Annotated in this window: 16 protein-coding genes; 13 read left to right on the top strand and 3 right to left on the bottom strand. The window is 67.2% G+C overall.

What is annotated here, in order from left to right; genetic code table 11:
* Window positions 1–51: 51 nt before the first annotated feature.
* Entirely contained in the window at window positions 52–1,386 is a 1,335-nt protein-coding gene (gene eno, locus J1M44_RS02465; protein WP_002854168.1) for a phosphopyruvate hydratase, read from the top strand.
* Here eno and J1M44_RS02470 read toward each other — a convergent pair.
* Window positions 1,371–2,297, bottom strand: coding sequence for a LysR family transcriptional regulator (locus J1M44_RS02470; protein ID WP_002854169.1), 927 nt, complete (start codon window positions 2,295–2,297; stop codon window positions 1,371–1,373). The two genes, eno and J1M44_RS02470, sit on opposite strands and share 16 nt — an antisense overlap.
* A 70-nt stretch (window positions 2,298–2,367) precedes the next feature.
* Between J1M44_RS02470 and J1M44_RS02475 the strand changes: the two genes are divergently transcribed.
* The 11 genes from J1M44_RS02475 to J1M44_RS02525 all read left to right on the top strand — a co-directional run bounded on the left by J1M44_RS02475 (window position 2,368) and on the right by J1M44_RS02525 (window position 11,567).
* Window positions 2,368–3,525, top strand: coding sequence for a TDT family transporter (locus J1M44_RS02475; RefSeq protein ID WP_002854171.1), 1,158 nt, complete (start codon window positions 2,368–2,370; stop codon window positions 3,523–3,525).
* Window positions 3,522–4,106 (top strand): uracil-DNA glycosylase family protein, encoded by a 585-nt coding sequence (locus J1M44_RS02480; RefSeq protein WP_002854173.1) that lies wholly within the window; start codon window positions 3,522–3,524, stop codon window positions 4,104–4,106. The genes J1M44_RS02475 and J1M44_RS02480 overlap by 4 nt, the downstream gene beginning before the upstream one ends.
* A 140-nt stretch (window positions 4,107–4,246) precedes the next feature.
* Window positions 4,247–4,849, top strand: a complete 603-nt coding sequence (locus tag J1M44_RS02485; protein ID WP_002857200.1) for a recombinase family protein — start codon at window positions 4,247–4,249, stop codon at window positions 4,847–4,849.
* Window positions 4,850–4,855: 6 nt separating this feature from the next.
* Window positions 4,856–6,250, top strand: a complete 1,395-nt coding sequence (locus J1M44_RS02490) for a Mu transposase C-terminal domain-containing protein (protein ID WP_002857201.1) — start codon at window positions 4,856–4,858, stop codon at window positions 6,248–6,250.
* Window positions 6,247–7,059 carry an AAA family ATPase gene (locus tag J1M44_RS02495; protein WP_002857202.1) on the top strand — a complete coding sequence of 271 codons (813 nt, stop codon included), beginning with the start codon at window positions 6,247–6,249 and terminating at the stop codon, window positions 7,057–7,059. Before J1M44_RS02490 ends, J1M44_RS02495 begins: the two co-directional genes overlap by 4 nt.
* Window positions 7,060–7,250: 191 nt before the next feature.
* Window positions 7,251–7,781 (top strand): TetR/AcrR family transcriptional regulator, encoded by a 531-nt coding sequence (locus tag J1M44_RS02500; RefSeq protein ID WP_002857203.1) that lies wholly within the window; start codon window positions 7,251–7,253, stop codon window positions 7,779–7,781.
* Window positions 7,778–8,122 (top strand): DMT family transporter, encoded by a 345-nt coding sequence (locus J1M44_RS02505; RefSeq protein ID WP_031943843.1) that lies wholly within the window; start codon window positions 7,778–7,780, stop codon window positions 8,120–8,122. The genes J1M44_RS02500 and J1M44_RS02505 overlap by 4 nt, the downstream gene beginning before the upstream one ends.
* Window positions 8,122–8,451, top strand: coding sequence for a DMT family transporter (locus J1M44_RS02510; protein ID WP_020628217.1), 330 nt, complete (start codon window positions 8,122–8,124; stop codon window positions 8,449–8,451). Before J1M44_RS02505 ends, J1M44_RS02510 begins: the two co-directional genes overlap by 1 nt.
* 373 nt (window positions 8,452–8,824) lie before the next feature.
* Entirely contained in the window at window positions 8,825–9,643 is an 819-nt protein-coding gene (locus J1M44_RS02515) for an AAA family ATPase (protein WP_370450140.1), read from the top strand.
* A 91-nt stretch (window positions 9,644–9,734) separates the two neighbouring features.
* Window positions 9,735–10,307 carry a recombinase family protein gene (locus tag J1M44_RS02520; RefSeq protein ID WP_206480484.1) on the top strand — a complete coding sequence of 191 codons (573 nt, stop codon included), beginning with the start codon at window positions 9,735–9,737 and terminating at the stop codon, window positions 10,305–10,307.
* 177 nt (window positions 10,308–10,484) lie between these two features.
* Window positions 10,485–11,567 carry a YaaC family protein gene (locus J1M44_RS02525; protein ID WP_409480608.1) on the top strand — a complete coding sequence of 361 codons (1,083 nt, stop codon included), beginning with the start codon at window positions 10,485–10,487 and terminating at the stop codon, window positions 11,565–11,567.
* A gap of 269 nt (window positions 11,568–11,836) precedes the next feature.
* Here J1M44_RS02525 and J1M44_RS02530 read toward each other — a convergent pair whose 3' ends face one another.
* Entirely contained in the window at window positions 11,837–12,541 is a 705-nt protein-coding gene (locus J1M44_RS02530; RefSeq protein WP_241252723.1) for an IS5 family transposase, read from the bottom strand.
* Window positions 12,492–13,100: an IS3 family transposase gene (locus J1M44_RS02535; RefSeq protein ID WP_241252724.1), complete on the bottom strand. Its 609-nt coding sequence runs from the start codon at window positions 13,098–13,100 to the stop codon at window positions 12,492–12,494. The genes J1M44_RS02530 and J1M44_RS02535 overlap by 50 nt, the downstream gene beginning before the upstream one ends.
* On the opposite strand from J1M44_RS02535, the gene J1M44_RS02540 reads away from it, so the two are divergent.
* Window positions 13,068–13,962, top strand: a protein-coding gene (locus J1M44_RS02540; protein WP_206480487.1) for an IS5 family transposase whose coding sequence is annotated in 2 segments (ribosomal slippage) — window positions 13,068–13,424 and window positions 13,426–13,962 — 894 coding nt in all. Because the reading frame shifts where the segments join, the coding sequence is not laid out codon by codon here. The genes J1M44_RS02535 and J1M44_RS02540 overlap by 33 nt on opposite strands.

Consider the following 13,962-nt stretch of genomic DNA (forward strand, 5'->3'; position numbering starts at 1 on the left):
ACCACAGACCAGCTCGACGCATGACCCGAACCGAACCGAAGGAGCGTCACCATGAACGACTACATCAGCGGCATCCACCACCACGGAGCCCATCAGGGTGAGTACGTCACCCACCACGACCACCCCGTCACCATCGACGCCGTCCACGGCGCCCGCATCCTCGACTCCCGCGGCTACCCGACCGTCCGCGTGTCCCTCGAGCTCGACGACGGCCGCACCGTCACCGGGGACGCCCCCGCGGGCGCATCCACCGGCGCCCACGAAGCCGTCGAGCTCCGCGACGGCGGTTCCGCGTTCGGCGGCCGCGACGTCACCCAGGCGCTCCACCTGATCGACACCGACATCTCAGGGCTCCTCACCGGCCGGTCGTGGTCGGCGATCGGGCAGATCGACGCCGCCCTTGCCGAACTCGACGGCACCACCGGGTACCGCCGGCTCGGCGCGAACAGCGTTGTCGCCACCTCGATCGCCGCATCCAGGGCCCTCGCCCATGCCGCGGACCTCCCGCTCTGGCAGTGGATCGCTGAGATCACCGGCTCGACGCCGCGGATGCCGGTCCCGCACTTCAACGTCCTCAACGGCGGCGCGCACGCAGCGAACGAGCTGGACTTCCAGGAGTTCATGATCGCTCCCGTCAACGCAGGCTCGATGGCAGACGCCGTCCGAATCGGCGCAGACGTGTACCACGCTCTCGCGGCGCTGGTTCGGGACCGGTTCGGCAGCCTCGGCCTCGGCGACGAGGGCGGTTTCGCACCGTCGATCGCTGCGCCCGAGGAAGCGCTCGACCTGCTCGTCGACGCGATCCGTACCGCCGGCTACGAGCCGGGCGTCGATCAGGTGGCGATCGCGCTCGATCCGGCCGCGAACGAGTTCTCCCAGGGCGACGGCTCCTACCGGGTGCTCAACGACAGCCTCGACCGGGACGGGCTGGTCGACTACTACCGGCACCTCATCGACACGTATCCGATCCGGAGCATCGAAGACGCGTTCGCGGAAGACGACCATGAGGGGTTCCGCCGCATGCAAGCGGCGCTCGGCGACCGGATCCAGATCGTCGGCGACGACCTCTACGTCACCGACCCACAGCGGATCCGCGACGGCGGCGAGCAGCAGCTGACGAACGCGGCACTGATCAAGCCGAACCAGATCGGGACCGTCTCCCAGACCCTCGGCGCGATCGCCACCGCCAAGAGCATCGGGATGGCCAGCATGGTCTCCCACCGTTCTGGGGAGACCACGGACACGTTCATCGCGGACCTCGTTGTCGGGACCGGCACCGGGCAGATCAAGTCCGGCGCACCCGGCCGCGGGGAACGCGTCGCGAAGTACAACCGGCTCACCGAGATCGCCGAGCAGCACCCGGAGCTGCCCTACGGACTGATCTGACCACCGGTACTCGAGCTGCGAGCAGTGTCCAGGAACGCCGTCACAGCGGGCCCCGGGCGGCCTGACCAGATCGCTCGCAGCGGCCGGATCAGTGGCGGGCCGAGCAGTAGCGCCCGGACGAGGGCACCGTCTTCGAGGTCAGTGTCGACGGTGCGGAGACTCATCACCGCGGGCGCGATGCCCGCTCGAGCGTTGGCGCGGATGATGCCAGTCGTTTCCAGCACTGCAGCCGGCGGGACCAGGGTCAGACCCGCGTCGTCGAGCCACGCTTCGACCGTGGAGCGGGTGCCGGACCCTTCCTCACGGAGCAGCAGGGGTGTCTCCGCGAGGTCATCCGAGGTGATGGCCGAAGCGCTTGCCCAAGGATGGTGCGGGGCGACGACGACCACGAGTTCGTCCTCATCGACCACCAACGATGAGAGGCCAATCGGCGCAGCAGGAGTCTCCGTGAACCCGACGTCGGCAGCGCCGGAACGGACGAGGTCGGTCACGTCGGCGGAGTTCCCCGCGATCAAACGCACCGACGCATCCGGCGTGGCAGCACGGTGGGTGAGCAGCCATCCGGGCAGCAGGAGTTCGGCGATCGTCTGCGACGCTGCGATCACGAGGGATCCCGCCGGTTCCCGCAGCGCGGCGACGCCTGCTTCAAGCCGCCGGGAGGCCTCCAACACCGGGACGGCGAGACCGAGCACCACCCGGCCGGCGTCGGTCAGCGCGGTCCCGGATGCCGTCCGGTGCGCCAGCGGCTGACCGGTCGCCTGCTCCGCGGCACGCAAGCGCGCAGACACCGCCTGCTGTGTCACCCCCAACACCTCGGCCGCGCGGGTCAACGACCCGGTCTCCGCGACGCGGACGAGGACCTCGAGGGTGTCGAGGTCCAGGATCCGGTCCGTCAACCGCCGCAGTGCCACAAGCAACCATTGTGCCCTGCCAACGAGTCCGCCGTTCCCGAACCACGGGGCACACGCGCACGATGGGTGCATGTCCGCTCACCTCGCCCACGCACCCGCAGCCTCTGAGCACGGTGTGCGCGACCGGCGGCTGTTCCGGGAGCTGGAGCGGCCCGGCCTGATCGTGTCGAACCTGACCCCGAACTGGTTCGCGTCGATCATGGGGACCGGGATCGTCGCCGTCGCGGCCGCGTCGTTACCGCTGCAGTTCCCCGGTCTGCGCACGGCGGCGACGGTCGTCTGGGCGATCGCGGCGGTCCTGCTCGTCGCCCTCACCATCGCGACGGTCCTGCACTGGGTCCGCTACCGGAGCACCGCAGCGAAGCACCACCTCAACCCGGTGATTTCCCACTTCTACGGCGCACCGCCCATGGCGTTCCTCACCGTCGGCGCCGGCACGATCCTCCTCGGCAAGGACTGGATCGGCCTCCCCGCCGCCGTCACCGTCGACTGGGTCCTCTGGACCATCGGCACCATCGGCGGCCTGCTCACCGCGGTCCTGGTGCCGTACCTGGCGTTCACCCGCCACGAGAACACGCCCGAATCCGCGTTCGGCGGCTGGCTGATGCCGATCGTCCCGCCGATGGTGTCCGCCTCGACCGGTGCGCTCCTCCTGCCGTATGCCCCCGCCGGGCAGGCACGGGAGACCCTGCTGTGGTCCTGCTACGGCTTCTTCGGCCTCAGCCTCATCACGTCCCTGGTCGTCATTACGCTGATCTGGAACCGTCTCGCGCAACACAAGGTCGGTGCCGCCGGTATGGTGCCGACCCTGTGGATCGTCCTCGGACCGGTCGGACAGTCCATCACCGCGGTAAACCTCCTCGCATCGAACGCCCCCGCCGTCGTCGACGCGTCGACCGCCCACGCACTGCTGGTCGTGGCGCTGGTGTACGGGTTCGCGATGCTCGGCTTCGCGCTGCTGTGGACCGTCATCGCCCTCGCCATCACCATCCGCACCGCCCGCGAACACCTGCTGTTCAGCCTGACCTGGTGGTCATTCACGTTCCCCGTCGGCACCTGCGTCACCGGCCTGAACGGCCTGGCCCTGCACTCCGGACTCACCGTCGTCGCCGTCCTCGCAGTCGTCTACTACGTGGGCCTCGTCGCCGCGTGGATCACCGTTGCCGTCCGCACCTTCCACGGCTCCGTCATCCGCGGCACACTCCTCGCACCACCACAGCCGGCATGAGCACCCCCGACGAACTCGCGGACGAGGTCGCGGACGTTCGATCCCTGAACGCCCTCGCCGAGGCATGGCGCACCGCACCCGACGGTTCACGGCGGTTCGTCCCGAACTTCGACCCGAGATCCGGCGGCACATCCAGCCGCGTCCTGGTCCTCATGCAGTCGCCCGGCCCCCAGACGATCGCCGCAGCGCACACGGCGATCTGCAGCGAGGACAACCCGGGCCCGACCGCGGCCGCGTTCCGCGCAGCCCGCATCGAGTCCGGACTCGCACGCAACGACTACCTCCGCTGGAACCTCATCCCGTGGGAGATTCTCGGCCGCGTCCGACCTGTGGACATCGACGAGGGGCGACACGCCCTCGAAACTCTGCTCAAGGTGCTCCCCGTGCTCGATGCCATCGTCACGTACGGTACCGCCGCCCTCAACGGAGTCATGCGGCACCTCACCCTGGACGAGCACCCCCGACTCGTACCCGTCATCGCGGCACCACACCCCTCTCCGGCCAACGGCCGCCATCGCGCGGAACAACAACGACGTTCCGTCCAAGCGCTCCGGCTCGCGGCGCTGACTCACCGGCTGTAGCAAATACGAACGACTCCGCTACAACTGCCCGTGCCGACGGTTCGGCAGCGTGTGAGGCGGCGTGTCTTGTAACGGAACCCAATCCCGGAATCTACGTGCCGCCACTACCCCTCCTGGTCGAGTTTCGCTACGTTCTCTCCATGGGTCACCTCCTCGGGTACGCGCGCGTGTCCACCACCGACCAGGACGCGTCGCTACAGATCGACGCGCTGGGCGCCGCCGGCTGCTACCGCGTGTTCGTCGACACCATGTCCGGGTCGCTGCAACACCGGCCCGAGCTCGACAAGCTCCTCGACCAGCTCCGCCCCGGCGACACTCTCGTCGTCTGGCGACTCGACCGGCTCGGTCGATCCATCCGGCACCTCATCGACCAGCTGCACGCACTCGCCGAACGCGGCATCGGGTTCCGGTCGCTGCAGGAGACCATTGACACCACCTCACCCGGTGGCCGGCTTGTGTTCCACGTCTTCGCTGCGCTGGCGGAGTTCGAACGGGACCTCATCAAGGAACGCACCAACGCCGGCCTCGCCGCCGCCCGAGCCCGCGGCAGAACCGGCGGCCGACCATCTCGGCTCTCCGCGGACCAGGTGCGCACCGCACGCCGGCTCTACGAACAGCAGGACATGACCGTCGCGCAGATCGGCGATGTCCTCGGCGTCAGCCGCACCACCATCTACCGGACGCTCGCGAAGCACGCCGAACCCGTCGCCCGCCGACGCGCAAAGCCCTCACCGACGATGTAGCCGGTCATGGACGCGAGCGAGCGGTGGCGAATCCTTCGACTGCACGTCGAGGACGCAATCCCGCTTGCCACTCTGGCCCGCAGCACGGGCGTCACCGAGCGCACCCTGCAACGCTGGCTCGCCCGCTACCGGACAGGCGGATACGCCGCCCTCGCCGACGACGCTCGCGCCGACCATGGCGTCCGACGCACAGCACCGGAACTCGTCCGCCTGGTCGAAGGGCTTGCGCTCACCAAGCCGCGGCCGTCGATCGCCACCATTCACCGTCAGGTTGGCGTCCACTGCGCTGAACGGGGACTGCCGTCGCCGTCGTACTCCGCCGTGCGGTCGATCGTGAACGGGCTCGATCCCGGAATGGTGACGCTCGCACTCGAGGGGCCAGCGTCATACCGTGACAAACACGAGCTGCTGCTCCGACGTCGCGCGGACCGCCCGAACGCGATCTGGCAGGCGGACCACACGATGCTTGACCTGCTCATCGTCGGGCCCAACGGCAAGCCCGCACGGCCGTGGTTGACGGTGATCCTCGACGACTACTCCCGCGCGATCTGCGGGTACATGGTGTTCCTCGGTGCCCCGTCAGCGGCGAACACCGCGCTCGCGCTGCGCCAAGCGATCTGGCACAAGCCGGAACCGGACTGGCCCGTCTGCGGGATCCCGGACGTGCTCTACACGGACCACGGGTCCGACTTCACCAGCCATCGTCTCGGCGACACCGCCGCTGTGCTGCACCTCCGCATCATCCACTCGCAGGTCGCCCGGCCCCAGGGGCGCGGGAAGATCGAGCGGTTCTTCGGCACGATCAACACCGAACTGCTCCCAACGCTCCCCGGCCATTTCGCAGCCGGATCCTCGGCGCCGACGCCGGCGCTGGATCTCGGCGGCGTCGACAGTGCCATCAGCACGTTCATCCGCAGCTACAACGCCCGCACCCACCGCGAGCTCCGGACGAGCCCACTGCACGCGTGGATTGCAGACGGGTGGCTGCCACGGCTCCCGGAGTCCCTTGAACAGCTCGACGGGTTCCTGCTCACCGTCCCCACGACGCGGGTCGTGCAGCGCGATGGCATCCACTTCGAGGGCCTCCGCTACACCGCGGCCACTCTCGCGCCGTTCGTCGGTAGCACCGTGAGTGTCCGGTACGACCCACGCGACGTCACCGAGATCCGCGTCTTCCACCGCGACGTGTTCCTCTGCACCGCGATCAGCACCGAGCACCAGACCGAGACGATCAGCCTCAAGCAGATCCAAGCCGCCAGGAACGCTCACCGCCGGGCTTTACGCGGGCAGATCCACGAACGCATCGCGATCGTCAATCCCAAACTCGACGACACCACCACACCGGCAGCCGTCGAGACGGATCGGCCGCGACTGAAGACCTACGAGGAGGACCGGTCATGACGAGCCAGTTCATCGTCACCAAGGAGCACCGCCGGTTCGCAGAGTTTGCCGACGCGGTCCGGAAGCAGAACACCATCGGCGTCTGCTTCGGGCCCGCCGGCGTCGGCAAGACCCTCTCAGCGCGCCGCTACGCGCACTGGGACAGCATCGGCCCGTTCATCGCCAGGTGGGCCGCACGCAGTGAAGACGACACCAAGATCTATGCCGCGGCCCACCGCGCCCGGACCGTCTTCTACACGCCCGAGGTCTCCGCGACGATGCGCGCCCTGCAAGAGGACCTCCGGCACGACATGATCCGCACCGAACGCTGCATCGAGGAACACCTCGTCCTCCACGGCGGCCACGTCGACCACGCGCACGGCCCCAACCCGTCACTGCTCGAGCTGATCATCATCGATGAGTCCGAACGCCTCACCGGCAACGCCATCGAGTGGCTCCGCGACCAGTACGACCGAACAGGCATCGCGATGATCCTGATCGGCATGCCCGGCATCGAGAAGCAGTTCACTCACTACCCACAGCTCTACAGCCGACTCGGGTTCGCCCACCAGTACCGCCCCCTCGGCCACGACGAGCTGCTGTTCGTCCTCGAACGTCAATGGCGCAAGCTCGGCAAGACCCTCGACCCCGACGACTTCACTGACGCGCAAGCCATCGCCGCCGTCGAACGCATCACCCGCGGCAACTTCCGTCTCCTCGAACGTCTCCTCCCACAGATTCAACGTGTCCTGAAGATCAACGAGCTCGACGTCATCACCAACGACGTCGTCGAAGCCGCCCGCAGCACCCTCGTCATCGGCACCACCTAACCCGACACGGAACGCAGCGAAAACCGCGACACAGAGCGAAGCTGCTCACACGGGACACTCGGCGCCGCGGATTTTCGCGGCGCTCGGCGTCGTATCTGTGTGTGCCGGTAAGCGATCCCCTTACGGGACGCCTGCTACCCATAGCGCTATGTCACTTGACCGACCAAACGTTTGGTCGGTACTCTCGGGGCATGGCAAAGACGACCGAGCAGCTGCTCGATGATGCGATCGCCGTGCTGCGGCGCGGTGGCGTGGTGACGATCGATTCCGTCGCCTCCGAAGCAGGCATGAGTAAGGCGGGGGTGGTGCATCACTTCTCCTCGAAGGAGGCGCTGATGGTCGGCGTCGTCAATCGGGTGATGGACCTCTGGGAGGGACAGCTCGCCGCGACGATCGGGGAGGTCACCGATCCGGTCGAGCGGCTGCGCGCGTATGTGGACTTCGAGGTGCTCTCCGATTTCGACGGGGGCGATCTCGCGCTGCTCGCGGATGTGAAGCTGCGCGACACTCTCGCCGCCCAGTGGCGGGAGCGCCTGCGGCCCTGGTTCGGGGAGGACGCACCCGGCGACGCTGGCCAGAAAGCCGCGTTGCAGTCGGCGCGTCTGATCGCTGACGGCGCCTGGACCGACCAGGCGCTCGGACTTCTGAGCATGACCGGTGAGCAGCGTGCACTCGTGCGCGGCATCGCCCAACGACTGATCGATGAAGGAGTACAGAAATGAAGTGGGTGTTCCTCGCCGGGGCGATCGCGCTCGAGGTGACAGGCTCCCTGTCACTGAAAGCTGCCGTCGACGCCCCCGGATTCTTCGCGCTCGTCGCGGTCGGCTACATCGGAGCGTTCACGCTCCTGGCCGGCGCGCTCAAGCAGGGCATGCCCCTCGGCGTCGGGTACGGCATCTGGGGAGCCGCCGGAGTGGCCCTGACCGCGATCCTCTCCGCAGTCATCTTCGGAGAGCCGCTGACCGCGCTGATGACCCTCGGCATCGCCGTCGTCATCGGCGGGGTCCTGTGCGTCGAGCTCGGCTCGCAGGCCGCGACGAAGAAGCGTGAAGGGACCGTCTGATGGCCTACCTGTTCCTCATCATCGCGATCATCTTCGAGGTCGCCGGCGCCCTCTCGCTGCGCATGGCGACCTCCGGCTCCAAGAAGAAGGGCCTGTGGCTGCTCGCCGTCCTCGGCGGCTACGGCATCGCGTTCTTCGGCATCACCATGGCCCTCGTGGAGGGCCTGGCCCTCGGAGTCGCCTACGGCATCTGGGCCGCGTCCGGTGTCGCGCTCACCGCGGTCCTCAGCCGCATCCTCTTCAAGGAACCGCTGACCAAGGTGATGGCGGCCGGTATCGGCCTGATCATCGTCGGGGTGCTCATGATCGAGCTCGGAGCCGCGCACTGACCCCCGCGCCGGTGGCCGCCGATCCATCTCAGGCGCGATCCGCGGCCGCCGGCGCCTCAGAGCCTGCGGCGGCACGATGTCCAGACGACGCGCCCCGTCTCTCTAGCCAGTTCCGCCTCGCAGCTACGCTCACCTCATGACCCGGATGAGCGTGCTCGAGGCCTGGACCTGGATCAACGAGTACGGCAGCGCGATCGGCGCCGTCGCCGGCGTTGTCGCCGCGCTCGTCGCGATCATCGCGCTCATCTCCGCCGCCCTGGACAGCAAAGCCCGATCCCAGCCGATGATCGCCGCCGAGTTCCGCCCCGCGGTCGATAGCGACTCCTCCATCGACTTCATCATCACCAACCTCGGACCGACCCCCGCGCGAGACATCACCGTCACCTTTAATCCGCCCATAGTCATCCCCGACGACTCCGACCGGCTCCTCGCGCCCTACCTCGTCAAGCGCTACGAACGCCCCATCCCGGTTCTTAACCCGGGCCAGATTCTCTCGAACACCTGGTGGGCCGGCCGCGCCGGCACCGGGAACGAGCTCACAAACCACGAACCGACGCCCGACGAGGTGAACGTCACCAAGATCTATGCCGCGGCCCACCGCGCCCGGACCGTCTTCTACACGCCCGAGGTCTCCGCGACGATGCGCGCCCTGCAAGAGGACCTCCGGCACGACATGATCCGCACCGAACGCTGCATCGAGGAACACCTCGTCCTCCACGGCGGCCACGTCGACCACGCGCACGGCCCCAACCCGTCACTGCTCGAGCTGATCATCATCGATGAGTCCGAACGCCTCACCGGCAACGCCATCGAGTGGCTCCGCGACCAGTACGACCGAACAGGCATCGCGATGATCCTGATCGGCATGCCCGGCATCGAGAAGCAGTTCACTCACTACCCACAGCTCTACAGCCGACTCGGGTTCGCCCACCAGTACCGCCCCCTCGGCCACGACGAGCTGCTGTTCGTCCTCGAACGTCAATGGCGCAAGCTCGGCAAGACCCTCGACCCCGACGACTTCACTGACGCGCAAGCCATCGCCGCCGTCGAACGCATCACCCGCGGCAACTTCCGTCTCCTCGAACGTCTCCTCCCACAGATTCAACGTGTCCTGAAGATCAACGAGCTCGACGTCATCACCAACGACGTCGTCGAAGCCGCCCGCAGCACCCTCGTCATCGGCACCACCTAACCCGACACGGAACGCAGCGAAAACCGCGACACAGAGCGAAGCTGCTCACACAATCGGGTCCGTTGGACACAAGCGTCGGAGGGTCTAAGACGTGGTTGGACAGACTGTGGGGTACGTGCGGGTGAGCTCGGCGGAGCAGAACCTGGATCGCCAACTCGAGGCGGTGGGGGAGTGCGACCGGATCTTCCAGGACAAGATCTCGGGCAGCTCCCGCGCCAAGCGCACCGGGTTGGCGGAGCTGATGCAGTACGTCCGCGAGGGGGACCTGGTGAAGGTCGCCTCCATGGACCGGCTGGGACGGGACACGCGGGACCTGTACGCCATCGTGGACGAGCTCACCGCCAAGGGGTGTGCAGTGCAGTTCGTGTCCGAGCGGATCACCGTGAACAAGTCCGGCACCTCCCCGGTGGACGGGCTGATGCTGGGCATCCTGGCGGCGTTCGCTGAGTTCGAGCGTCGAAGGATCAAGGAGCGCCAGGCCGAGGGCATCGCCCTGGCCAAGGCGAGAGGCAAGTACGTGCAGGCCCCGAAGCTCTCGGACACCGACGTGGAGCAGGCTCGGGTGAAGATCGAGATGGGGATCCCGAAGGCTGAGGTGGCGCGCACGTTCGGGGTGAGCCGGCAGACGCTGCACACCTCGTTGCGCCGCTTCGAGTCAGGGTGACCGCTGGGAGCTTCCCTTAGATGCGACGGTATCCCCGGTGTAAACCTTCGATTGCGCCGACCCGGCTCGGAGGCGAAAAGGTCCGGGCCTGTGCGTCGTCATCCCGCCAGCGGGACATGACCTAACGCTTGAATCGCTCCCAGGCGGACTCCCGGGGCATGACGTAGTGTCCTCTTAATGAGAGGTCATTCAGACGCCTGGCCTACGTCCCTGCGTGCTTTGCGGGCCAATCGCCCTCCGCTGGCTAAGAGGGGGGCCCGGGGCGAGCTGTTCAGTGCGGGGCTAGAGCAGGCCGAACAGTTCTGGATGGCCGCAAACTCGGTCGGCCCGGAAACGAGGCCACTTCTACTCTTCTATGGTCTGGGTCAGGCAGGACAAGCGCTGTGCGCCGCCGCCGCAACCAAGCCCAGCGCAGGCCACGGGCTCACTTTCAAGATGGTGGATCCCCTATATGGAGAACAAGCGGACTTGGGGGAGGTCATGATCGCACCAAATGGAGCAGGGCTGGCCACGGAGGTCGCCTCTATCCGCAAATCCCCTCTTCTCCAGGAACCGGTCTCGCTGGGGAGGCTGATCGGCGCCCTCGGTTACTTCGCCTCCACTGTGGTTCCCTCTGCAGGCGACACGAATCGGTTAGAGGTCATGGGCGGTGAGAGCGGGGCGCAGAGGAACCCCCACACCTCACCTGCGACAGGAGAACTCACCCTCTCGCCCGTGCCAGCCCACCTGACCACCCGGGATGGACAAGTAGATGTGGGATACCCAGGGGTCGGTCGCCGGACAGGTGCCGCACCCGGTGTGGAGGAGATCCGCGAATGGCTCCGGCCGTACCCCGCACTCGCCAAGCTGGGTACTCCACGGCATGTGAGCGAGCCGTGGAGCTACCCATACGGGAGCTCGTCCATCACGGTCACATGGGATGTCAGCGGTGATGGGAAGGCCGGCACCCAGGCGCAGTGGGTGAGGAGCATTTTGGATGTGGTCTCCGCGGAGCACGGCCCCTCTGGTTCGCCCTACGGAGAGGTGCTTCCTGGCGTCGGCGGGAACGACTCGGCGCAAGATCCGCTGGTCACATGGTGGCTAGTCCTCTATGGCCTGTCGAACCTGGTGCGGTACCACCCGGCGGCGTGGAGGGCGACCCTGGACGTCGATAAGAGCACCCTTGCTGTTCCCCTTGAACAGCTCGTGTCCTTTGCCAGTGAGAAAGTGCCCGATCTGTTGTTCGAGGCCTTCGTCGACCTCGGCGGCGGGCGCCAGTAGTCGGCACGCACATCACTCCCGCCGTTAGTGGCGCTCGGAGAGGGTAAGGCGGGCGAGCGCAGCCGCCGCAAACCTTCGTTTGTGCGCCTCCCACGCGCTGGGGGATGGGCACTGATCGGAGAGAGGCCCTGCACATTTATCTCCGCGATTTACACCCTGTCACGCCACGAAGATGCAGAATGGGTGGCCCGCAGGATCGGTGAAGACGTACAGCGGCTCGTCGGGATCATCAGTGCGGTCGAGAATGACTCGCGCCCTAGGGCGTGTTGCTAAAGGATGGTCGCTAGCCAGTGGAGCGTTGCGGCGAGGCTGAGCCCGGCGTGATAGTTCCGGGCGTACTTGTCCGAGCGCATCGCGATCCCTCGCCACTGCTTGAGCCGGTTGAAGCACCGCTCCACGACATTGCGGCCCCGGTAGCGCTGGCGTTGGTCTTCGGCGAAGTCGATCGGCCGGCCCGGGCATCTGCGCCGGTGCGCGATCTGGTCGGCCCGCTCGAGGATCGTGGCCGCGATGCCATGCCGGCGCAGCCAAGCCCTGTTCGCCTTCGAGGGGTAGCCCCTGTCCGCGATCAGCCTCTGCGGGCGTGTCCTGGGCCGGCCACGGGCCCCGGCAACGCTGATCTGCTCCATCGTGGTGGCCAACATCGAGGTGCCCGCGACCTGGCCGCCGGTCACTACGAACGCCAGAGCCCGTCCCTTGCCGTCACGGACCAGATGATTCTTCGCCGTCAGGCCACCACGGGAACGCCCGATCGCATGATCAGCCGGCTCGTCCCCTGATTTCTTGTAGTTGATCCAGGCCCCCTGTGGTGCGGGGCAGGGTCGCACCGTGCCGATGGACGCGCACGATCGTGGAATCGATTGAGGCGACCCAGTCCAGTTCCCCGGCCGCCTGGGCCATGGACTGTGAATCGCCCCGGGTTTGTTAGAGGCTCGTAAGTGCCGCCCCGGCAGGCGCCGGCACGGGATTCTCATGATGGTAGACGTCCTCGAACTCGACCGGAGGAACCATCCCGATCTCGCCGTGCACACGCCGATGGTTGAACCAGTCGATGTACTCCGCGACCGCGATCTCCAGGCCCTCGATGGACTTGAATGGCCCCTTGTTCCGGATCAGCTCCGCCTTGAACAGCGAGTTGAACGCCTCCGCGAGGGCATTGTCATACGAGTCCCCCGTCGAGCCGACTGAGGCGACTGCGCCGGCCTGGGCGAGCCGCTGGGTGTATCGCACGGCGACGTACTGGACTCCTTTATCGCTGTGATGCCGTAGCCCGGCCACGTCTTGGCCTGCACGCTGACGCGTCCAGAACGCCATCTCGAGGGCATCCAGGGCCAGGTCCGTGCGCAGCGACTTCGACAGCTGCCAGCCCAGCACCCGTCGGGAGAACACGTCGATGATGAACGCGGCGTACACCCATCCGCTGAAAGTGCGGCAGTAGGTGATGTCAGCGATAGGGCGTGTCTGAGAATAGATGCACGAGTCAGCTGAGACCCTGGGGACATGTCCCGGTTCCAGATGCTCTCTGACACCCAATGGGAGTTGATCGCCCCGATGCTCCCGACCCGGACCGGCCGCGCCGGCAGGCCGTTCGCCGACGCCCGCACCATGGTGGAGGCGATCATCTACCGGTACCGGTGCGGAATCGCTTGGAGGGATCTGCCCGAGGTCTACGGGCCCTGGCAGACCGTGTGGACCTGGCATCGGCGCTTGGCCGAAGAAGGCACATGGGACACGGTGCTGGCCACGCTGACCGCCGCCGCTGACGCCGAAGGCCTGATCGATTGGTCGGTCTCGGTGGACTCCACGATCGCCCGCGCGCATCAGCACGCGACGAACATCACCCGCCTCACAGGGGGATGGGTCGAACTACAAGAATCCGCGTGAGGAGCCGGCCGATCACGGCATCGGGCGCTCCCGTGGCGGGCTGAGCACGAAGATCCATCAGCTCGTCGATGGGACCGGGCTGCCGCTGGTCAGCCTGATCACCCCCGGCCAGGCAGGGGACTCCCCGATGCTGCTTCCTCTTCTGGCGCAGCTGCGCGTGACCCGGCCAGTAGGGCGGCCCCGGACTCGCCCCGAGGCCGTGCTGGGCGATAAGGCGTACTCCTCCCGGGCGATCCGCACCCACCTACGTGCCCGTGGGATCAAAGCGGTCATCCCCGAACCGGCCGACCAGCAGGGCCACCGCAGACGGCGCGGTGCCCGCGGCGGGCGCCCCGTCAGCCTCGACGCGGACGCCTACAAGGGCCGCAATGTCATCGAGCGTCAGTACGCTCACCTGAAGCAGTGGCGGGGTCTGGCGACCCGGTATGACAAGTACGCGATCATCTACAGGGCCGCTGTGGTGCTGAATGCTGTGCTCGCATGGTCAAAACGATTGTCAGACATGCCCTAG

The organism is Micrococcus sp. KRD128 (assembly GCF_017168395.1).
In the GTDB taxonomy this organism is placed as follows: Bacteria; Actinomycetota; Actinomycetes; order Actinomycetales; family Micrococcaceae; genus Micrococcus; species Micrococcus luteus.